The sequence below is a fragment of the Trinickia symbiotica genome, assembly GCF_003028655.1.
GTDB lineage: Bacteria > Pseudomonadota > Gammaproteobacteria > Burkholderiales > Burkholderiaceae > Trinickia > Trinickia symbiotica_A.
In genome coordinates this window covers 105,647-125,362 of the sequence record NZ_PYUC01000003.1, presented here as the reverse complement: position 1 = coordinate 125,362, position 19,716 = coordinate 105,647, and the positions used below count along the sequence as shown (strand labels likewise).

The 19,716-nt window shown below is 64.2% G+C and carries 16 protein-coding genes and 2 pseudogenes; 12 read left to right on the top strand and 6 right to left on the bottom strand.

Annotated features, from left to right (window positions below; all coding sequences use genetic code 11):
• The first annotated feature begins 13 nt into the window (after window positions 1–13).
• The 6 genes from C9I57_RS06625 to C9I57_RS06600 all read left to right on the top strand — a co-directional run bounded on the left by C9I57_RS06625 (window position 14) and on the right by C9I57_RS06600 (window position 7,297).
• Complete coding sequence (locus C9I57_RS06625; protein ID WP_107150165.1) at window positions 14–340, top strand: DUF2917 domain-containing protein; 327 nt, start codon at window positions 14–16, stop codon at window positions 338–340.
• A gap of 143 nt (window positions 341–483) precedes the next feature.
• On the top strand, window positions 484–1,281 hold the full coding sequence (lipB, locus tag C9I57_RS06620; protein WP_181321746.1) for a lipoyl(octanoyl) transferase LipB: 798 nt from the start codon (window positions 484–486) through the stop codon (window positions 1,279–1,281).
• Complete coding sequence (gene lipA / locus C9I57_RS06615; RefSeq protein ID WP_107149849.1) at window positions 1,274–2,278, top strand: lipoyl synthase; 1,005 nt, start codon at window positions 1,274–1,276, stop codon at window positions 2,276–2,278. The genes lipB and lipA overlap by 8 nt, the downstream gene beginning before the upstream one ends.
• A 217-nt stretch (window positions 2,279–2,495) precedes the next feature.
• Entirely contained in the window at window positions 2,496–3,791 is a 1,296-nt protein-coding gene (locus C9I57_RS06610) for a dicarboxylate/amino acid:cation symporter (RefSeq protein WP_107149848.1), read from the top strand.
• 176 nt (window positions 3,792–3,967) lie between these two features.
• Window positions 3,968–5,848 carry a sensor histidine kinase gene (locus C9I57_RS06605; protein ID WP_258187553.1) on the top strand — a complete coding sequence of 627 codons (1,881 nt, stop codon included), beginning with the start codon at window positions 3,968–3,970 and terminating at the stop codon, window positions 5,846–5,848.
• A 54-nt stretch (window positions 5,849–5,902) separates the two neighbouring features.
• The gene (locus C9I57_RS06600) at window positions 5,903–7,297 is read left to right on the top strand and encodes a sigma-54-dependent transcriptional regulator (protein WP_107150163.1); all 1,395 of its coding nucleotides are present in this window, start codon (window positions 5,903–5,905) and stop codon (window positions 7,295–7,297) included.
• 105 nt (window positions 7,298–7,402) lie between these two features.
• Here the strand turns inward: C9I57_RS06600 and C9I57_RS06595 are convergent, their stop codons facing one another.
• Window positions 7,403–7,930: a TlpA disulfide reductase family protein gene (locus tag C9I57_RS06595; RefSeq protein WP_107149846.1), complete on the bottom strand. Its 528-nt coding sequence runs from the start codon at window positions 7,928–7,930 to the stop codon at window positions 7,403–7,405.
• Window positions 7,931–8,238: 308 nt separating this feature from the next.
• On the opposite strand from C9I57_RS06595, the gene C9I57_RS06590 reads away from it, so the two are divergent.
• A complete protein-coding gene (locus tag C9I57_RS06590) occupies window positions 8,239–8,883 on the top strand; it encodes a hypothetical protein (protein WP_107149845.1) in 645 nt (214 codons plus the stop codon).
• Window positions 8,884–9,331: 448 nt separating this feature from the next.
• On the opposite strand, the gene C9I57_RS06585 is transcribed toward C9I57_RS06590, so the two are convergent.
• Entirely contained in the window at window positions 9,332–10,996 is a 1,665-nt protein-coding gene (locus tag C9I57_RS06585; protein WP_107149844.1) for an alpha-amylase family protein, read from the bottom strand.
• Between the two features lie 35 nt (window positions 10,997–11,031).
• Between C9I57_RS06585 and C9I57_RS06580 the strand changes: the two genes are divergently transcribed.
• Window positions 11,032–12,606 (top strand): alpha-amylase family glycosyl hydrolase, encoded by a 1,575-nt coding sequence (locus tag C9I57_RS06580; RefSeq protein WP_107149843.1) that lies wholly within the window; start codon window positions 11,032–11,034, stop codon window positions 12,604–12,606.
• Here C9I57_RS06580 and C9I57_RS33670 read toward each other — a convergent pair.
• Together C9I57_RS33670 and C9I57_RS06570 are read right to left on the bottom strand one after the other, a co-directional pair.
• Window positions 12,563–12,823, bottom strand: a pseudogene (locus C9I57_RS33670) (hypothetical protein); the annotation flags it as partial. The gene C9I57_RS06580 and the pseudogene C9I57_RS33670 overlap by 44 nt on opposite strands.
• Window positions 12,824–12,872: 49 nt before the next feature.
• Window positions 12,873–14,471 (bottom strand): YifB family Mg chelatase-like AAA ATPase, encoded by a 1,599-nt coding sequence (locus C9I57_RS06570; protein WP_107149842.1) that lies wholly within the window; start codon window positions 14,469–14,471, stop codon window positions 12,873–12,875.
• A gap of 463 nt (window positions 14,472–14,934) precedes the next feature.
• On the opposite strand from C9I57_RS06570, the gene C9I57_RS06565 reads away from it, so the two are divergent.
• Both C9I57_RS06565 and C9I57_RS06560 read left to right on the top strand, forming a co-directional pair.
• Entirely contained in the window at window positions 14,935–16,068 is a 1,134-nt protein-coding gene (locus C9I57_RS06565) for a helix-turn-helix domain-containing protein (RefSeq protein ID WP_107149841.1), read from the top strand.
• Window positions 16,065–16,898, top strand: a complete 834-nt coding sequence (locus C9I57_RS06560; RefSeq protein ID WP_107149840.1) for a GSU2403 family nucleotidyltransferase fold protein — start codon at window positions 16,065–16,067, stop codon at window positions 16,896–16,898. Before C9I57_RS06565 ends, C9I57_RS06560 begins: the two co-directional genes overlap by 4 nt.
• Before the next feature lie 16 nt (window positions 16,899–16,914).
• Here the strand turns inward: C9I57_RS06560 and C9I57_RS06555 are convergent.
• Both C9I57_RS06555 and C9I57_RS06550 read right to left on the bottom strand, forming a co-directional pair.
• Window positions 16,915–17,058, bottom strand: a pseudogene (locus C9I57_RS06555) (magnesium chelatase domain-containing protein); the annotation flags it as partial.
• 161 nt (window positions 17,059–17,219) lie between these two features.
• On the bottom strand, window positions 17,220–17,474 hold the full coding sequence (locus C9I57_RS06550; protein WP_107149839.1) for an accessory factor UbiK family protein: 255 nt from the start codon (window positions 17,472–17,474) through the stop codon (window positions 17,220–17,222).
• A gap of 385 nt (window positions 17,475–17,859) precedes the next feature.
• On the opposite strand from C9I57_RS06550, the gene C9I57_RS06545 reads away from it, so the two are divergent.
• Both C9I57_RS06545 and C9I57_RS06540 read left to right on the top strand, forming a co-directional pair.
• A complete protein-coding gene (locus C9I57_RS06545) occupies window positions 17,860–18,198 on the top strand; it encodes a P-II family nitrogen regulator (protein WP_020566534.1) in 339 nt (112 codons plus the stop codon).
• A gap of 34 nt (window positions 18,199–18,232) precedes the next feature.
• On the top strand, window positions 18,233–19,693 hold the full coding sequence (locus C9I57_RS06540; RefSeq protein ID WP_107149838.1) for an ammonium transporter: 1,461 nt from the start codon (window positions 18,233–18,235) through the stop codon (window positions 19,691–19,693).
• Window positions 19,694–19,716 lie beyond the last annotated feature (23 nt).

Below are 19,716 nucleotides of genomic sequence, written 5' to 3'. Positions count from 1 at the left end.
GGTGGAGGCGATCATGAGAGAGATTTCTTCAAGCGTCACGTTCGAGATCGAGCGGGGTGAGACGATTCCCGTGATGATTGCGCACAGCACGCGCCTCAATGTCGAAGGCGCATCAGTCTGGGTGTCGCGCAGCAACGATGTCGAGGATTATTGGGTACTGCCGGGGTCGTCGCTGACCTTGCGGCGCGGCGAGCGGCTTTGGCTCAGCGTCGATGGTGACGGGCCGGCACGTGTGGCGTTTCACGGCCCGCTCCTGGCCGGCGAGCGCCTGCGGGGTGCGCTTGCCGCGCTGGGGGATCTGTTCGGTATGCGCTGGCGCGGCGGCTGGCGGACGGTTTGACGGACGCTCGGCAGAGCCGCCATGCGAGGCGTTGCGGCGGGCCGTAGCGAGCTGTTGCCGCCGGTAGTCGCCTCGGTGGCGCCGTGCGCCGGCCCCGCCCGGCATCGGCGCCGCCCGTCCGATTCCGGTAAACTGCCGGCATCATGTCTGCCGTTCCGCTCTCCGAACCGCTCGCCGCGCCAATCGCATCGTCCGACGCGGCGGCGCCCGTCTCAGGGCTTTCCGCGCCGCTTTCCGGCCTCCCTTTGCGCGAGCGGCTCGCGCCGGACCTCGAACTGGTCTGGCGCGGCGTCGAATCGTATGAAGTGAGCTTCGCCGCGATGCGCGAATTCACCGAGGCGCGCACCGCGGATACCGTGGACGAGATCTGGCTCGTCGAGCATCCGCCCGTCTTCACGCTCGGCCAGGCCGGCAACCCCGCGCATCTGCTGGCCGCCGATTCCGCGATTCCGCTCGTCAAAGTCGATCGGGGCGGCCAGATCACCTACCACGGTCCCGGTCAGGTCGTCGCCTATTTACTGGTGAGCCTGCGGCGGCGCGGTCTGCTCGTGCGCCAACTCGTCACGCTGATCGAGGAGGCCGTGATCGAGACGTTGGCGGCGTATAATCTTGCCGGCGAGCGCCGTGATGGCGCTCCCGGCATCTATGTCGCGCCCGGGCCCACGGCCGGTGCGCACGCGGGCGCGAAGATCGCGGCGCTCGGCCTCAAGATTCGCAACGGATGCAGCTACCACGGCGTGAGTCTGAACGTGAAGATGGATTTGCAGCCGTTTCTCGCGATCAATCCATGCGGCTATGCAGGGCTCGAAACAGTCGATATGGCGACGCTCGGCGCCGCTGCCGGCTGGGACGATGCGGCCCGAACCCTGGCGGCGCGTCTTGCCGCGAACCTCGATAGCGCCGTCGCGCATCGCCCAAAGAATGGACTACCGAATGACTGACGTTACCGCCCACCCGAACGGGCCGGCCGCTTCGAGCGCCGACGCGCCCCAGACCGCCTACGACGCGACGGCCAAGCAGAAGTCCCAGGCCAAGACGGCGCGGATTCCGATCAAGATCGTGCCGATCGAGAAACTCAAGAAGCCCGAATGGATTCGCGTGAAGGCGGCGACGGGCAGCTCGCGCTTCTCCGAAATCAAGCAGATTCTGCGCGAGCACAACCTGCACACCGTCTGCGAAGAGGCGAGCTGTCCGAACATCGGCGAGTGTTTCGGCAAGGGCACCGCGACGTTCATGATCATGGGCGACAAGTGCACGCGGCGCTGCCCGTTTTGCGACGTGGGCCACGGCCGTCCCGATCCGCTCGATCAGGAAGAGCCGCTGAACCTCGCGCGCACGATCGCAGCGCTCAAGCTCAAGTACGTGGTGATCACGAGCGTCGATCGAGACGATCTGCGCGACGGCGGCGCCGCGCACTTCGTCGAGTGCATTCGCAAGGTGCGCGAGCTTTCGCCTGCGACGCGCATCGAAATTCTCACGCCGGACTTCCGCGGCCGGCTCGATCGCGCGCTCTCGATTTTGACGAGCGCACCGCCCGACGTGATGAACCACAACCTCGAAACCGTGCCGCGCCTTTACAAGGAAGCGCGGCCGGGTTCCGACTACGCTCATTCGCTGAAGCTCTTGAAGGACTTCAAGGCGCTGCATCCCGAGGTGGCGACGAAATCCGGGCTGATGGTGGGCCTCGGCGAAACCGAAGAAGAGATCTTGCAGGTGATGCGCGATCTGCGCGCGCACGATGTCGACATGCTGACGATCGGCCAGTACCTGCAACCGTCCGAGCATCACCTGCCGGTGCGGGCCTACGTCCACCCCGATACGTTCAAGATGTACGAGGACGAGGCGTACAAGATGGGCTTCACGCACGCGGCCGTCGGCGCGATGGTGCGTTCGAGCTACCACGCCGATGTGCAGGCGCACGAGGCGGGCGTTGTCTGATAGCGCTCATGCGCTCGAGGTTGTCCGGATTTCCGGATTCTGTTTTGCGGTGAAATCCGGAAAACCGGATCGCGCGCTCGAGCGTGCGGTTTCTTTTCCTTTAGATTCAAGACGTTGAGGCGTGCCACGCGTTGGCATCGACCTTGCAATTGACGACCCCACAGCCGAGCGACTCCCCTTTCGCTCGGACCATTAGTCAAGAGCAAGGAGACATCCGATGCCCCGCCTCAAGAAACCGTTCTATCGAATCCTCTATGTGCAGGTGATCGCCGCGATCATCGCCGGCGTCGTGCTCGGGCACTACGCGAAAAATCTCGCGATCGACATGAAGCCGCTCGGCGACGCGTTCATCAACCTCGTCAAGATGGTGATCGGCCCGATCATCTTCTGTACCGTGGTCACCGGCATCGCGGGGATGGAGGACATGAAGAAGGTAGGGCGGGTGGGCGGCAAGGCGCTGCTTTACTTCGAAATCGTATCGACGTTCGCGCTCTTGCTTGGCCTCATCTCCACGCACTTGCTCAAGCCGGGCGCCGGCTTCAACGTCGATGTCGCGTCGCTCGACGGCAAAGCCGTCGCCTCGTACGCGGAGAAGGCGCACGGCCAAAGCGTCGTCGACTTCTTCATGCACCTGATACCGAAGACGTTCGTCGACGCGTTCGCGCAAGGCGAAATCCTGCAGATCCTCGTCATCGCACTGCTCTTCGGCAGCGTGCTCGCGACGATCGGCGAGCGCGGCAAGCCCGTGACGAACTTCATCGAGAGCCTCTCGCATGTCCTCTTCGGCATCGTGCGCATCGTCACGAAGCTCGCGCCGATCGGCGCGTTCGGCGCGATGGCGTTCACGATCGGCAAGTACGGCATCGGCTCGCTCCTGCCGCTGCTGAAGCTGATCGGCACGTTCTATCTGACGTCGATCGTGTTCGTGCTCGTCGTGCTCGGCACGATTGCCCGCCTCGTCGGCTTCAACATCGTGCGCTTCGTCAGCTACATCAAGGAAGAGATGCTGATCGTGCTCGGCACGAGCTCGTCGGAGGCCGCTTTGCCGCAACTGATGGAAAAGCTCGAGAAGCTCGGCTGCTCGCGCTCGGTCGTTGGCCTCGTCGTGCCGACCGGCTACTCGTTCAACCTCGATGGCACGAACATCTACATGACGATGGCCGTGCTCTTCATCGCGCAAGCGACGAACACTGACCTCACGCTCACGCAGCAGCTGACGCTGATCGCCGTGGCGATGCTGACCTCGAAGGGCGCCAGCGGCGTGACGGGCGCGGGTTTCATCACGCTCGCCGCCACGCTCGCCGTCGTGCCGACGATCCCGCTCGCCGGCATGGTCCTCATCCTGGGTATCGACCGCTTCATGAGCGAATGCCGCGCCCTCACGAACATCGTCGGCAACGGCGTTGCCGCCGTGGTCGTCTCGGCGTGGGAGAAGGAGCTCGATCGCGCCAAGCTCACGCGCACGCTGCGTGGCGAGGCCGCTATCGCGGAAACCGAAGCGGCACGCGTCTGACGTTGGTTGTAGAGTCGCTGCCGGGGCGCTTGCCTTCACGGATCGTTCGCGGCAGCGGCGCCACGCCCGCGTCGAGGGAGCAGGACGACGGGCAACTCCGGGCAGGCGGGGACGGCGGCACCATCGCGCCGCTATGCCACAATGGGCCTTTGTCATTGCTGGAATCGGCCACCGTGATGCGTCGCTTCACCGTCGTCTTCCTGCTCGCCGTGGCGCTTTCGGCGGTTTGCGCGCTGACCTGGCGCATCGCCTGGGAGCGCGGCGTCGATGCGCTGCGACAGCAAGCGGCCGTGCGCGCGGACCGCACGGCGAGCGCGCTCAAGGACACGCTCGATCGCTACGAATCGCTGGCCTATCTGCTCGCGAATCATCCGCTCGTGAAGGACGCGCTCGAGCACTCGACGCCCGAAAACGCGACGCGCGCCAACCGCTATCTCCAGGATGCCAACCGTCACGCGCAGGCCAACGTCACTTATGTGATCCGCGCCGACGGTCTGTGCGTCGCCGCCAGCAACTGGGACCAGAGCGATAGCTTCGTCGGCTCCAACTACCAGTTCCGGCCGTATTTCGTCGATGCGATGAAAGGCGAGGTCGGCCGTTTCTTCGGCATCGGCACCGTTTCACGCGAGCCCGGCTACTACCTGTCGGAGCCGGTGCACCGCGATGGGCGGATCGTCGGCGCGGCTGTCATCAAGTTGAACCTGGAATGGTTTCCGGGTACCGACGCGAGCGAGCCGCTCATCGTCGCCGACAACCACGGCGTCATCTTCCTATCCTCGGTGTCGGCCTGGAAATATCGCGCCCTCGCGCCGCTGCCGGCTTCGCTTGCGGCGGCGATCGAGAAAACGCGCCAGTATGCGAGCCAGCCGATGACCCAGTTGCCGTTCTCGATCGTGCGGCGGGTCGACGACGCCCAGATCGTCCGCATCGGCGACGAGCGGTTCGGGCCGCACTACCTGGTGACGCGGCGCACGCTCGGCACGCCGGACTGGCAGCTGATCACGCTTTCCTCGGTCACCCCTGTTCTCGACGACGCGCGCAATGCGACGGCCGCCGCCGGCTTCGGATTCGTCTCGCTCTGCCTGCTCGGGTTTTACTGGCGGACGCGGCGCGCGCGCGTGCGCGAAATGATGCGCAGCCGCGCCATGCTGCAGGCTGCCTATGCCGAGCTGAACGAGCGCGTGGCCGAGCGGACCGCCGATCTCTCAGCGGCCAATGCGCGTCTGCAAACGGAAGTCAGCGAGCGCACGCGCGCCGAAAACGAGCTGCGCGCGGCGCATGACGAGCTCGTGCAGACGAGCAAGCTTGCCGCGCTCGGTCAGATGGCGGCCGGCATCACACACGAGCTCAACCAGCCGCTCGCCGCGTTGCGCGCATTCTCGGACAACACGCGCGTGCTGCTCGAGCGCGGCGACCAGACAGCGGCGCGCGAAAACCTCGAGGCGATCTCGGCGCTCACCGAGCGCATGGGCAAGATCACGAACCAGCTCAAGCTTTTCGTCGGACGCGCGCAGCCGCGCACGGCGAAAGCGCCCGTGGCGCGCGCGGTTCGCAACGCGCTGAACGTGCTGCAAAAGCGATTTCAGGGCGTCGCGCTCGATCTCACCCTGCGTGAGGCCGACGGCTCGGCCGACGCGCCGCGCAAGCGGCTGGAACTCGATGCCGAGCATCCCGCGCTCGTCGCCTATTGCGACGATCTGCGTCTCGAGCAGGCGCTCATCAACCTGATCGGCAATGCGCTCGATGCGGTGGTGGGCGCGGCCGACCCGCGCATCGGGATCGACGTCGATGCAACGCTTGCGACGTTCTCGATCACGGTGCGCGACAATGGGCCCGGCATTCCGGACGATGTCCTGCCGCGGCTTTTCGAGCCCTTCTTCACGACGAAGGGCATGGGGCAGGGCCTGGGTCTGGGGCTGGCGATCGCATCGTCGATCGCGCGCGACTGCGGCGGCTCGCTCGTCGCGCGCAATCTGCCCGAAGGCGGCGCGGCGTTCGTGCTCACGTTGCGGCGCGCCATCGTGACGAGCGCGCCGTCCGAGACTTCGTCGCATTAGCGCATGCCACGCTCGACGATTCGACATCCCTCATTTCCCGACGCGGAACCGGCCATGAAAGCCTCAGCAACGGCGACCGACAGCCTTCAAGTGATCTTCATCGAGGACGACGAGCTCGTTCGGCGCGCGAGCGTCCAGAGTCTGCAGCTTGCCGGATTCGACGTTGCAGGCTACGCGTCCGTCGAGGCGGCTCGACCCGCGCTCGACGCGGCGGCGACGCCGCCTGGCGTGATCGTCAGCGACATCCGGCTGCCCGGGGCGAGCGGCCTCGATCTGCTCGAGTTTTGCCGCGAGCGCGTGCCCGATGTGCCGGTCATTCTCGTTACCGGACACGGCGACATTTCGATGGCCGTCCAGGCGATGCGCGACGGTGCGTATGACTTCGTCGAAAAACCGTTTGCCTCCGAGCGCCTCATCGAGACCGTGCGCCGCGCACTCGAGCGGCGGCGCCTCGTGCTCGAGAACGTCGCGTTGCGGCGAGAGCTGGCCGAGCGCGATGCGCTCGTGCCGCGCATCATCGGCCGCAGCGCCGCTATCGAGCAGGTCCGCGGACTCATCGCCAAAGTGGCGCCGACCGACGCATCGGTGCTCATCAACGGCGATACCGGGGCAGGCAAGGAGTTGATCGCGCGCAGCCTGCACGAGCTTTCGCCGCGCCGCGCGAAACCGTTCGTCGCCGTCAATTGCGCGGCGCTGCCCGAGCCGATGTTCGAATCGGAGATGTTCGGCTACGAGCCGGGCGCATTCACGGGTGCGGCGAAACGCCGCATCGGCAAGCTCGAGTACGCATCGGGCGGCACGCTGTTTCTCGACGAAATCGAGAGCATGCCGCTCTCGCTCCAAGTGAAGCTGCTGCGTGTGCTGCAAGACGGCGTGCTCGAACGGCTCGGCTCGAACCAACCGATCCGCGTCGACTGCCGCGTCGTGGCCGCAGCGAAGGGCGATATGGCCGAGCATGTCGCCGCCGGAACGTTCCGGCGCGATCTGCTCTATCGGCTCAACGTGGTGACGATCGCGTTGCCGCCGATCTCGGAGCGGCGCGAGGATATCGTGCCGCTCTTCGAGCATTTCGTGCTCGACGCCGCCGTTCGCTATGAAAGGCCCGCGCCCGTGCTGACGGAGCGCCAGCGGCAACGTCTCATGGAGCGCGACTGGCCGGGCAACGTGCGGGAGCTGCGTAATGCGGCCGAGCGATTCGTGCTCGGCATTGCCGATCCGCAAGCGCCCATCGGCGGGAGTCTCGTAGAAGAAGACGCGGGCGCGGCGCTGTCGCTGAAAGAGCGTGTCGAGCGATTCGAGCGCGCGGCGATTACAGATGCGCTCGAGCAGACGAGCGGTGCCGTGGCGATCGCCGCGGACCGGCTGCAAATCGGCAAGGCGACGCTCTACGAGAAGATCAAGCGATACGGCTTGGCCGAGCGCAGCGACGGCGGCGGAAAGGAGACCTGAATAAAGCGGCTTCAGGGGGGCGGCAAGCACGGCCGCGCAGCGAAAGCGCGAGGCGGCGCGGCGTCGCCGAATTTCTGCGGCCGGCGCGTCGCGCGCCGAGCCAGCTCAGGCGCCGAGCGCCTTTTGCAAAAGTTTGTCGAGCTCGGCGAACTGCGGCTCGCCGACATAGCGCTTGAGGATCGTGCCGTTCTTGTCGATGACGAACGTCGTGGGCGTCAACTGCACGTTGCCGAACTCTTTCGCCGCGCTGCCGTCGTCCATGGCCACTTTGAATGGCAACTGGCGAGTCTGTGCGTAGTTCGCCACGTACATCGGCGCATCGTAATTCATCGCGACGGCGACGAACTCCAGTCCTTTATTCTTGAAACGATTGTAGGTCTCGACCATCTGCGGCATTTCGTGCATGCAGGTCGTGCAGCTCGTCGCCCAAAAGTTGACGAGGTAGACCTTGCCCTTCAGATCGGCCGTGGAGACCTTCTGGCCCGACAACAGCGTGAACGTGGCATCGGGCACGTGCTGCGACGTACCGAACGTGAAATAGCCGGCTACGGCGATTGCGCATGCGCCAAGCGCCAGCGCGAGAGAGCGGAACGGGCTCCCGCGGCGTGCGGGAGAAGCAGGGGTCTGGCTCATGGGCGACCTCGAAGGCAGACGGTGCGAAAATAGCGCTGCAATTTTAGCGCCATTCGGGAATCGGTGGAGCCGGGGCGGGCGCTGCGCCCGGCGTGAATCATGCCGTTATGTCCGGTGCCGCGCGGATCCGCGGTCGATGTGAGGACTTTGGGTTTTGCGTCCGGTGTTCCGCGCACCGCTTCGTGGATCGGCTGTTCCGCGCGGCCGCGCCTCGCGATAGCGGATAATCGAAGTTTATCCGGCACGGCGATAGGTATCCGTCGCCGGCTCGCCCTCCGCTTCTTCTTGACCTGGCTTCGATGTTCCGCATGCGCTTCGCCCTCCGATCGGCGCCCCGCTCGCCGCGCCGAACGATTCAGCTCCGACTGGAATCCAACGAATTCGCCCGATCCTCCAGCGCGGCGCGCGGGCCGGGCTTGCCATGGTGGCGTCTAGCCGCCGGCGCGGCGCTGACTGCCGCCGTGCTGACGGGCTGCTCACCGACTTACGATTGGCGCACGATCACCGACAACTCGGACGGTTACGCTATCGATCTCCCGGCCAAGCCGACGGAAGACGAACGCTCGATAGATATCGCGGGCCAATCGCTGCCGATGCACATGCGAGCGGCGCACTTGAAGGGCGCTGTGTTCGCCGTGGGCACGATCGTCTTGCCGAGCGACGATCCGCAGCTGCAGCGCACGGTGCTCGATTACCTTCGCACTGGGCTGGCGCGCAATCTCGGCGTGCCGCCCAACGCGCGCGCCATTGGCGTGCCGCTGGCCGCGGGCGGGCAGGTGCCGGCGCTCGAAATCGCTTTGAGCGGCACGGCCGGCGACGAGCATGAGCACAAGATGCTTCACGCGTGGCTCGTGGCGCGCGGCAGGCACGTCTATCAGGCTGTCATTGCGGCAGACAGGGCGCCGCCGCCCGAACAGTCGGACCAGTTCTTCGGATCGTTCAAGGTATTCTGAGCGGCGATTTCGGGGGGCTCGGGCGAGGCATGCGGGCCATGCTCAGCGGTGCAGAGAGAACGGCGGACGACAGTTTTGCCAATTCAAAGTTCCTTCGCAACAAGGAGCGCTAACGCAGCGATTCTTTAGGGCTTTCCATGTCTATCCACAGATGATGTGGATAACTTTGTTGAAAAGATCGGGGATCTTCTCAGAGGGTGGCCCCCAACATGGCTAGCGCTCGATCGCCGATTTGTCTCTCGGCGCGAAAATATCTCTAAATTCAGCGAGTTGCTGTGCCTTTCTAAGGCGACGTCTTCAAACGACTGTCCGGTATTCGCAAGCGCCGAGCTGTGCATAAGTCTTCCCGCGCGCTTTTTAATCAAGGCGTGCCAAACACCCTCCGGTACTGAATCGCCTCGGCGACGTGTGCCGCGTTCGGCGCTTCGTCGCCGGCCAGATCCGCGATCTAAATCTCAGCGCGCCTCAGCAGATAATCGAGACCGCCGACTCGGTACCACCTGTATCCGTAAGGCTCGAGCACGACCGTATGCCGGCCGTCACCGCCAGCCTGACTGTGGTCGTCCGACAAAACGTTGATCAGCCGCTCGTCGCCCGGCCCATTGCAGCCGGAGTGGAATTTGACTGTGCACGTCTTGGCGCCGAAGTTATGCACGCACAGAACCGAGCTGTTACGCCAGTCGTAACGTAGTGCAAGCACATCGTTTCGCGATGTGCGCAGCGCTTCGAAATCGCCCCAACTGATTTCCGGCATTTCGCGGCGCATGCGGATGAGCCGTTCCGTCCAGTTGAGAAACGAATCCGGATCGCGCCGCTGGTTAGCCACGTTGACGCGCTCGAAACCATAGGCACCGCCGGAGATCGCGGGGACGGGCGGCTTAGGATGTTTGGTGAACCCGCCGTGGGGCTCCGCCGACCACTGCATCGGCGTGCGCGTGCATTCGCGCTCGGGGCGACGAAGATCATCGCCCATGCCGATCTCATCGCCGTAACGGATGACGGGCGTGCCCGGCAAGGTCAGCATTAGGCTGTAGGCGAGTTCGAGCCGGCGCCTGTCGCCCGACAGCATCGGCGCGAGTCTGCGGCGAATGCCGCGCCCGTATAGCTGCATGTCCGGCTCCGGGGCGAACGCGGCGAATACTGCCTCGCGCGCTTCGGGTGTCAGGCGGCCTAGATCGAGCTCGTCGTGATTGCGCAGAAACACGCCCCATTGGGCCGTTGCCGGCCTTGGCTTCGTCGCCAGCAGCGCTTTCTTCAGCGGCTTGGTGTCGCCCGTTGCTAGTGTGTAAAAGGTATTCTGATTGAGCTGGAAGTTGAACATCATCGGCAACCGCTCGCCTGCGTCGCCGAAGTATTCGAAGTCTGTATCGGGGAGCACATTCGCTTCCCCGAGGACGATCACATTGCCCTCGCGCCATTGCAAAAACTCGCGAAACGCGCGCAGCATCGCGTACTGCTCGACATGCCCGCGCACCTTCGCACCCTTCGCCGCAATCACGAACGGCACGGCATCCATGCGGAACCCCGATACGCCCAGCTGAACCCAGAAGCCCATGATCTTCAGCAACTCCGCGTGAACGTAGGGATTGGCCGTATCCAAGTCCGGTTGGAACTTGTAGAAGCGATGGAAGTACCAGCGCCTGGCGTGCTTGTCGAAAGTCCATGTCGACTTCTGCACACCCGGAAACACCACGCCGTCATCCACATTTGACGGCTTCCTGTCAGACCAGACGTACCAGTCGCGGTATTTCGAACCGGGATCGCTACGTGCTGACTTGAACCATGGATGCTCGTCGGAAGTGTGATTCACCACAAGATCGATGATCACGCGCAAGCCGCGCTCGTCGCACGCGTGCGTGAATTCCGTGAAGTCGCCGAGCGTGCCGTATTTCGGATCGACGTTGTAATAGTCCGAAATGTCGTAGCCGTTATCGCGCCCGGGCGATGGCTGGAAGGGCATCAGCCAGATCGTCGTCACGCCCAGGCCCTGCAGGTAGTCGAGCCGGCGCATTAGCCCCTGGAAATCGCCGACGCCGTCGCCGTTGGCGTCCAGGAACGTACCTACCGAAAGGCAATAGATGATGGCGTTCTTGTACCAAAGGTCATTGAGCATGGGTGCCAAACGATCAAGCGCGGAGAGGAATAGCGATGTCTGAGCGAGCTTGGTGGAAAAGTGCCGTCATCTATGAGATTTATCCCCGCTCGTTTCAGGATAGCAACGGCGACGGCGTCGGCGACCTGACGGGGATCCTCAAACGCCTGGAATATGTCGCCGCCCTGGGCGTCACCGCGGTCTGGATTGCACCCATCTATCCATCGCCGATGGCCGACTTTGGTTACGACGTCGCGAATTACTGTGACATCGATCCGATGTTCGGCACGCTTGCCGAGTTCGAGCAATTGGTGGGCCACGCCCACCGGCTCGGGCTCAAGGTGCTGCTGGACTTCGTGCCGAATCACACATCGGATCGGCATCCTTGGTTCGAGGAAAGCCGGTCGTCGCGTGACAATCCGAAGCGCGACTGGTACCTGTGGCGCGATCCGGCGCCCGATGGCGGGCCGCCAAACAACTGGCTGAGCAGGATGGGGGGCTCAGCGTGGGAGCGGGACAAGCTCACGGGGCAGTACTACTACCATGCGTTTTTACGGGAACAACCGGACCTGAACTGGCGCAACCAGGAAGTGCGCCGCGCAATGGATGACGTGCTGCGTTTCTGGCTGGATCGCGGTGTCGACGGTTTTCGCGTGGATGTGCTCTGGTTGCTGATCAAAGACGCGCAGTTTCGCGACAATCCGCCGAACCCAGCCTATCGGCCCGGGGAGCCGCAGCATCACCGGCAATTACAGACTTACACCGAGGATCAGCCGGAAGTGCACGACATCGTACGCTCGATGCGCGCCACGCTTAGCGAGTATGGCGAGCGCGTGCTGATCGGCGAAATCTACCTGCCCGTCCCGCAACTCGTGAAGTACTACGGCACCAACGGCGATGGCGCGGACATGCCGTTCAATTTTCAGCTGCTCAATACGCCGTGGAAGGCGAGCGAGATCGCTCGCGTGATCAAGGATTACGATCGCGCCTTACCGGAGCACGCGTGGCCCAACTGGGTGCTGGGAAATCACGACAATCGGCGCGTCGCTTCGCGCGTCGGCACGGTGCAGGCGCGAGTGGCCGCGGTTCTGCTGCTGACATTGCGCGGTACGCCGACGCTGTATTACGGGGATGAAGTCGGCATGACAGACGGGGATATCGCGTCCGATGAGATTCGGGACCCGGCGGAGCTTCGACAACCCGGCCTCGGCCAGGGGCGTGATCCGGAGCGCACTCCGATGCGATGGGACAGCTCATTGCCCAATGGCGGTTTTACCACTGGCCGGCCCTGGTTACCTATTGGCACGACCACGAGCGTGAGGGAACAGGAGCGTGACGCATCCAGCATGCTGTCGCTCTATCGTCGGCTGTTGGCGTTGCGGCGCGGCAATGCCGCGCTCTTGGCGGGCACGATCGAGAACGTCGCGGCGCACGGCGATGTGCTGACTTATGAACGGTGCTACCGCGATCAACGGCTTTTCATCGCGCTGAACATGGGTAGCGAAAATGCCGCCGTGCTTTCGCCAGCAGGCGTGGTCTTGCTATCGACGTTTGCGGATCGCGACGGTCAAACATTGGAAGCAGGCGTCATTCGCATTTCGGCAGGCGAGGCGCTTGTCGTGGCGGCGTAGAGGAGCGGGCCCAATGAACCTCGAGCAGGTCTATGCCCGAATTTGGGATTGCTTGGCTGCTGCGCGGCTCGCCGCGTGCCGCGCGTGCGGCGATCGACGTTGGCGTGGTTCCTAGCATACGCCGGCACGTACCACTGAAGTGTGCCGCATCGGCGAAACCGGCGTGCAGTGCCGCCTCGGTCGCACTGGCTCCGCGCTTGAGTTCGCCGCAGGCTAGTTGTAGAGCAAGCGCCGAGCTTGCATAAGTCTTCCCGCGCGCTTTTTAATCAAGGCGTGCCAAACACCCTCCGGTACTGAATCGCCTCGGCGACGTGTGCCGCGTTCGGCGCTTCGTCGCCGGCCAGATCGGCGATCGATCGCGCCACTTTGAGGACGCGATAGTAGGCGCGGGCCGACCAGCCGAACCGCTCGCTCGCTTCGCGCAGCAACAGCTCGCCTGAGGCGTCGGGCCGGCAGACTTCATCGACTTCGCGACCGCTCAACTCGCGGTTCATCTTTCCTTGCCGCGCCTGTTGCCGCGTGCGCGCGGCCGCGACGCGGCGCGCTACCGTCGCGCTCGATTCGCCTTGCTCGGCCGCGCGCGCCGACAGCTCCGCTGCCGTCAAGGCGGGTAGCTCGATCTGTATGTCGATCCGATCGAGCAGTGGACCGGAGAGCTTACGCAGATAGCGTGCGGCGATTTCGGGCGTGCAGCGGCATCGGCCGGCAGGGTCGCCGCGCCAGCCGCACGGACATGGGTTCATCGCGGCGACGAGCTGACAGGCCGCCGGAAAGTCCGCCTGCAATGCCGCGCGCGAGATGGTGATGCGACCCGCTTCGAGCGGCTCGCGCAGCGTTTCGAGCACGTGACGGTCGAACTCGGGCAGTTCGTCGAGAAACAGCACGCCGAGATGCGCGAGCGTGATCTCGCCCGGTTGCGGCGGATTTCGGCCGCCGACGAGCGCCGCCGCGCTCGAGGAATGATGCGGCGCGCGAAACGGCCGTTGCCGCCATTGGGCGGGCGAAAAGCCGAGCACGCTGGCTGAGAGCAGTGCCGCCGAAGTCAACGCCTCTTCGTCGCTCATCGGCGGCAACAAGCTCGGCAGACGCGCCGCCAACATCGATTTGCCGGCGCCGGGCGGACCGACCATCAACATGTGATGTCCGCCGGCAGCGGCCACCTCCAGCGCCCGTCGCGCGCTAGGCTGGCCGATGACGTCGGCCATGTCCGGTGCGACCGCCATCGCCGATCGATCGATCTTGGGGACGGCGAGCGGTTCGAGCCTGCCATCGGCTGCGCCCGCGAGGTGCGCGCAAAGCGACGGCAGATTGGCCGCGCCGTAAACGTCGACACCGGGAACCAGCGCGGCCTCGTAAGCGCTCTCGAGCGGCAGATAGAGCTCCGGCGCATGATCGCCTGGCGGCTCATCGGACTGCGCGTCGTCGCGGCCGCGCTCCCGCGTACCGCTCCACGCTTGCCCTGAGCCATGGCGGCGCGCCGTTCCGCAAGCCATCGCGAACGCGCCGCGCATCGGGCGCAGAGCCCCCGTCAGCGACAGCTCGCCCGCGAACTCGCGCTCGCCGAGCGACGACTCGGGGATCTGCCCGCTCGCGGCAAGAATGCCGAGCGCAATCGGCAAGTCGAACCGCCCCGATTCCTTGGGGAGATCGGCGGGCGCCAGATTGACGGTGATGCGCCGCACGGGGAAATCGAAGCCGCAGTTCTGCAGCGCGGCTCGCACGCGTTCGCGGCTTTCGCGCACTTCGAGGTCGGGCAAGCCGACGATCGAAAACGATGGCAGCCCGTTGGCGAGATGAACTTCGACGGTCACTTCTGGCGCACGGCCGGCAGCCGGCGCGCGCGAACGCACCACGGCAAGCGACATGGATTCTCCTGGATAGTGGGCGAGGAGTTCGACGCAGTCTTTGATAACGGGGCACTTGGTGCCCTTGCACTGACGCGCCCCCAACGTGAGCGAACTGATTCAAGTGGATCGATGCGGATGGTCGAAGTGCAGTGGTACGGAAGTCCATTGCACACAGCGTTGCCCCGCTATTGATGCGAGCACTGTAGCAACGCCTAGGGCGCCCCACTAGGGGGGATGCTCGTCGTTGGCCGTTCAGCCGATCATTGGTGGGGCGGGCGCGCGCCTGCTTTTTCGAAACTTGTCATGATGAACCCGTAGTCGCACGGTTGTCCGCTTGTGTCGGAACAATGGGTGCTCGCACGAGACGTTGCCCAAATTTCCGTGTGACCCAGCCGAACTCCTTTTTGTGCCAAAGCTTTTTGATTGCCTCGAACCGAGCCCACAAGTAACATGGCCAACTGAAATAACATGGCCAAGTGATATGAGCGACCTACACTTCGCAACCGGAACCGCTGACCGCCTCGCGCACCACTCGGTGCGTGCGCTTTTCCAGAGCCAGGGATGGGACGTCCTTGAACAGGGCGAGGAGGGTGCGGATTTCATTCTGACGAGCCCCCGTGGCCAGACGTATCACGTCGTATTGAAGGCGCTGACCGAAGGGCGTGCCGATCGCGCGATCCCGCTATTCTCGCAGGCTCTGCTCGAGTCGCGCGCACGCGCGAACGGACGGCACGACCGATCCCGCCCGGCTGTGATCCTCTGGGTGGGAGTCGCATCGCGCGCTCTCATCAGAAAGCTCGTTGACTTCCAGAAGGAGTATGGGAGCGGTGAACCGTTCGCCATCCTCTCAGACGTGCCGCTGTACGCTGATTTCCCCGAACTGGAGGTCAAAGAGCAGCCGGCGAGCGTGCGGCGCAGCAGCCCTTCGGCACCGCCGACGCTCGTTTTCTCCGACCTTGCCCAATGGATGCTCAAGCTCCTGCTGGCGGCCGACATCAAGCGCGAGGGCCTGATAAGTGCCCCGGGAAAGACGTACATGACGGCGACCGAGCTTGCGCGGGAAGCTCGCGTATCTGTCATGAGCGCCACCCGGCTCATCAATGCCCTGAAAGAAGAGGGTTTGGTCGAATTGGCGCCCCATCTGCGGATCGTGCAGCGACGCAAGCTTGCACAACGTTGGAAGGCAGCGTACGTGAAACCGGCCGTCGGCGTGCCGATGAAATATCTCGCGGGTGGCGTGCCCGAGGAGCAGCAGTTACGAAAGACGCTCAAGCGCGAAGAAGGGGCGACGCTGGGCCAGTTTGCGGCCGCCAACGCTCTGCGCGTAGGGCACGTTCATGGGGCGATAACGGCCCTCTGGGTGCTCGATCTCGCGGCGGCTGAAGGATGGCGGGGCCTGAAGCGTGCGCGCGAGGGCGAACGGCCGGATCTGATCCTGAAGCAGCACCCGTATCCGCAATCGCTGCTTCGCGGGCGCGTCATGCGTGATGGAGTCTGGGTGTCCGACATCATCCAGACATGGCTTGACGTTTCCGCCGAACCGACGCGCGGTGCGGAGCAGGCCGCCGAGCTCGAGCACGGCGTTCTGGCAAAAGTAGTGGGAGAAAAAATGTGAGCGACTTCGCGGAATTCAGCAGACTTGCCATGACCCTGGAGCCGTGGCGCACACAGATTGTCTTCGTTGGCGGATGGGCATTCCGGCTCTATGGCTATGAGCCGCGTGCTTACACGGCGGACCACAAGCCGATCTTCACCCAGGACGCGGACGTGGCATACGACAAGCGCGAGCTGCGCGAAGGCGATATCAAGGCGGCATTGGAAGGGGCTGGCTTCACTGAACAACCGAACCTTGCTGGCGGCTTCAGGCCGCCGGCGATGCGCTACAACCTGGGTGGCGATGAAAACGGGTTTTACGCTGAGTTCCTTACGCCGCTCACCGGTAGCGGGAAAAAGCGCGACGGGAAGGGAGGATGGGAGGAGGACGCGACCGAACTGCACGCGGGCATCGTCGCGCAAAAACTTCGGTTCCTAGAAGTTCTTCTGTTCAAACCCTGGCTTGTGACCATCCCGAAAGAAGAGTCCGGGCTTTACGAGGCTGTGGCCGATCTTCGCGTGCCGAACCCGGTGAGTTTCATGATCCAGAAGCTTTTGATCCGGGATAGACGGGAAGGGAAAAAGCGCGCTCAGGACGTCCTCTACATAAGTGACACGCTCAAGATCTTCTACGGAGCAATCGAGAGTGATCTAGTTCCAATCTGGAAGGAACTGGACGCCACGCTGCGTGCTAACCAGCGAAAGTCGGTTCGCGAAGGCGTGCGAGAGCTGTTCTCGGAGATGAACGACGTGATCCGCGAAGCGGCAGAGATTCCTGATGACAAGCGGGACCCTGAAGCGATGCTACAGCTGTGCAGGGAAGGCTTCGAAGAACTCTTCGGCGAGGTCTAGTACGCGGCGGTGCTCAGCGTTGCCTGAGCCATCTCCGCTCGACCTTGCCGGCTATGGCGATCCGAAACGACGGCAGCCCGTTGGCGAGATGAACTTCGACGGTCACTTCAGGCGCACGGCCGGCAGCCGGCGCGCGCGAACGCACCACGGCAAGCGACATGGATTCTCCTGGGGGAGGGCGGCAGCGGAACGCGCCGCCCTTTTCGATGACGAGGGCCGGGACGGCCCTGGCGGAACTGACTGTATGGCTCGCTTGCCGAGCGCGGGTCTGGCTTTACGTGCTTTAGGGTTCGCTTCGCAACGATGCCGGTTCGACGAGCCTCAAGATTCCTGCGCCGTGGCGAGCTTCTGCTCGAGCTCGGCGACGCGCCGCTCGAGTTCTTCGAGGCGCGTGCGCGTGCGCAACAGCACCTGAGTCTGCGTGTCGAATTCCTCGCGCGTGACGAGATCGAGCTTCGAGAAACCCTGCGACAGCATCGCCTTCACGTTGCGCTCGACGTCTTTCGCGGGCGAATGCTTGAGCAGATCGCTCATGCGCGCCTGGAAGTCCTGAAAGAAATCGTTCGGTTGCTTCATGATGGTTCCTCTTGATTGCACAAAAAACGTGCATTTAGTCGTCAAAGGGCGCGATCCAACGCACCGATGATCGGTTTTGGTGCGCGCGCCGCGCCGTCTTCGCGAACATGAGCGCTGCTGGTGCGCGATTCATGTCGTGGGCCGTGTGAACACTCTAGCAATGATCGATGGGCGGCGCCAGCGCGGCGGCCCGGCGTTGGCCGTTCGGCCGACGCCGCGGCAGCCTCGTCGAGACCTGCGTCCCGTCGCCCGTAGCGCCCGATGGCACGCTAGTTGCTCTATCCGGCCCGCACCGGCGGCGCGCGGATGTCGGCGGGCGTACGGCGTCGCCTGCGAGACTTTCCGCCGCATGGCAACGGGGTTCACGCAACGAAAAGAGGATTTCATGAAGCTCATTACCGCAATCATCAAGCCGTTCAAGCTGGATGAGGCGCGCGAAGCGTTGTCGGCGATCGGCGTCTCGGGCATCACCGTGACGGAAGTGAAGGGGTTCGGGCGTCAGAAGGGGCACACCGAGCTTTATCGCGGTGCCGAATACGTCGTCGACTTCCTGCCCAAGGTGAAGATCGAGGCGGCCGTGTCGGACGACATCGTCGACCAGGCAATCGAAGCCATCGAACGGGCTGCCCGCACGGGCAAGATCGGCGACGGAAAGATCTTCGTGACGCCGATCGAGCAGGTGATTCGGATCCGTACTGGGGAAACGGGCGCGGACGCCCTGTAAGTCGAAAAAGTTAGCGATAAGAGGAAACCGAAAGATGCGCAAATTCCTGATGTCCGTGGCGATGGCCGCCACGCTGCTTGCGGGCGGCGTCAGCGCCGCCTTGGCGGACGATGCGGCAAGTGCCGCCGCCGCGTCGGCACCCGCCGCGACCGCCTCAGCACCGAGCGCCGATGCGTCGGGTGCGGCGGCTGCTTCCGCCGCGGCGCCCGCGTCGGCCGCCGCGGCCTCCGACGCCGCCCCCGCCGCGCCGACCGCTCCGATCTCGGTCGATTCGTCGAAGATCAATTCGGGCGACACGGCCTGGATGTTGACCTCGACGGCACTCGTTCTGTTCATGACGATTCCGGGCCTCGCGCTCTTTTACGGCGGCATGGTCCGCAAGAAGAACGTGCTTGCGACGGTCATGCAGAGCTTTGCGATCACCTGCATCGTGACCGTCCTCTGGACCATCATCGGCTACAGCCTCGCGTTTACGCCCGGCAACGCGTTCATCGGCGGCTTGTCGCGCTTCTTCCTTGCCGGCATGAACTACATCAAGGGCGACAAGGCGACGACGCTGACGGTGAGCCATCTGGCGACGACGATTCCGGAAACGGTCTACTTCGTCTATCAGATGACGTTCGCGATCATCACGCCGGCGCTGATCACGGGCGCGTTCGCGGACCGCATGAAGTTCTCGGCGATGATCGTGTTCATGAGCCTCTGGTCGATCATCGTCTACTCGCCGATCGCGCACATGGTGTGGGAGCCGACCGGCTGGCTTTCGGCGGCGGGCATCCTCGACTTCGCGGGCGGCACCGTCGTGCACATCAACGCCGGTATCGCGGGTCTCGTGTGCGCCCTCGTGCTGGGCAAGCGCGTGGGCTATGGCCGCGAGGCGATGGCGCCGCACAACCTCGTGCTGACGCTGATGGGCGCCGCGATGCTGTGGGTGGGTTGGTTCGGCTTCAACGCGGGCTCTGCGGTGGCGGCTGACGGCCGCGCGGGCTTCGCGATGCTGACGACGCAAGTCGCGACGGCCCTGGCGGCGCTCGCGTGGATGTTTGCCGAATGGGTGGCCAAGGGTAAGCCGTCCGCGCTCGGCATCGCATCGGGCGCCGTGGCGGGTCTTGTGGCGATCACGCCGGCTTCGGGCTACGTTGGGGTGACCGGTGCATTCGTCATCGGCATCGCGGCGGGCGTGATCTGCTTCTGGTCGGCTACCTGGCTCAAGTCCAAGCTCGGCTATGACGATTCGCTCGATTGCTTCGGCGTGCACGGTGTCGGCGGGATCGTCGGCGCGATTCTGACCGGCGTCTTCGCGGTCAAGGACATCGGCGGCGCCGACGGCAGCGTGATCCTGCAACTGAAGGGCGTGCTGACCACGCTCGTCTACAGCGGTGTCATCAGCTTCGTCCTGCTGAAGATCATCGACCTCGTCATCGGCCTGCGCGTGGCCGAAGAAGAAGAGCGTGAAGGTCTCGACGTCGTGCTGCACGGCGAGCACGTCGAATAAGGAGCAACTCCTCTCTCCAGAAA

Coding starts and splice junctions, on each gene's coding strand:
- C9I57_RS06625 (WP_107150165.1), top strand. CDS start 14: ATGAGAGAGATTTCTTCAAGCGTCACGTTCGAGATCGAGCGGGGTGAG.
- lipB (WP_181321746.1), top strand. CDS start 484: ATGTCTGCCGTTCCGCTCTCCGAACCGCTCGCCGCGCCAATCGCATCG.
- lipA (WP_107149849.1), top strand. CDS start 1,274: ATGACTGACGTTACCGCCCACCCGAACGGGCCGGCCGCTTCGAGCGCC.
- C9I57_RS06610 (WP_107149848.1), top strand. CDS start 2,496: ATGCCCCGCCTCAAGAAACCGTTCTATCGAATCCTCTATGTGCAGGTG.
- C9I57_RS06605 (WP_258187553.1), top strand. CDS start 3,968: ATGCGTCGCTTCACCGTCGTCTTCCTGCTCGCCGTGGCGCTTTCGGCG.
- C9I57_RS06600 (WP_107150163.1), top strand. CDS start 5,903: ATGAAAGCCTCAGCAACGGCGACCGACAGCCTTCAAGTGATCTTCATC.
- C9I57_RS06595 (WP_107149846.1), bottom strand. CDS start 7,930: ATGAGCCAGACCCCTGCTTCTCCCGCACGCCGCGGGAGCCCGTTCCGC.
- C9I57_RS06590 (WP_107149845.1), top strand. CDS start 8,239: ATGCGCTTCGCCCTCCGATCGGCGCCCCGCTCGCCGCGCCGAACGATT.
- C9I57_RS06585 (WP_107149844.1), bottom strand. CDS start 10,996: ATGCTCAATGACCTTTGGTACAAGAACGCCATCATCTATTGCCTTTCG.
- C9I57_RS06580 (WP_107149843.1), top strand. CDS start 11,032: ATGTCTGAGCGAGCTTGGTGGAAAAGTGCCGTCATCTATGAGATTTAT.
- C9I57_RS06570 (WP_107149842.1), bottom strand. CDS start 14,471: ATGTCGCTTGCCGTGGTGCGTTCGCGCGCGCCGGCTGCCGGCCGTGCG.
- C9I57_RS06565 (WP_107149841.1), top strand. CDS start 14,935: ATGAGCGACCTACACTTCGCAACCGGAACCGCTGACCGCCTCGCGCAC.
- C9I57_RS06550 (WP_107149839.1), bottom strand. CDS start 17,474: ATGAAGCAACCGAACGATTTCTTTCAGGACTTCCAGGCGCGCATGAGC.
- C9I57_RS06545 (WP_020566534.1), top strand. CDS start 17,860: ATGAAGCTCATTACCGCAATCATCAAGCCGTTCAAGCTGGATGAGGCG.
- C9I57_RS06540 (WP_107149838.1), top strand. CDS start 18,233: ATGCGCAAATTCCTGATGTCCGTGGCGATGGCCGCCACGCTGCTTGCG.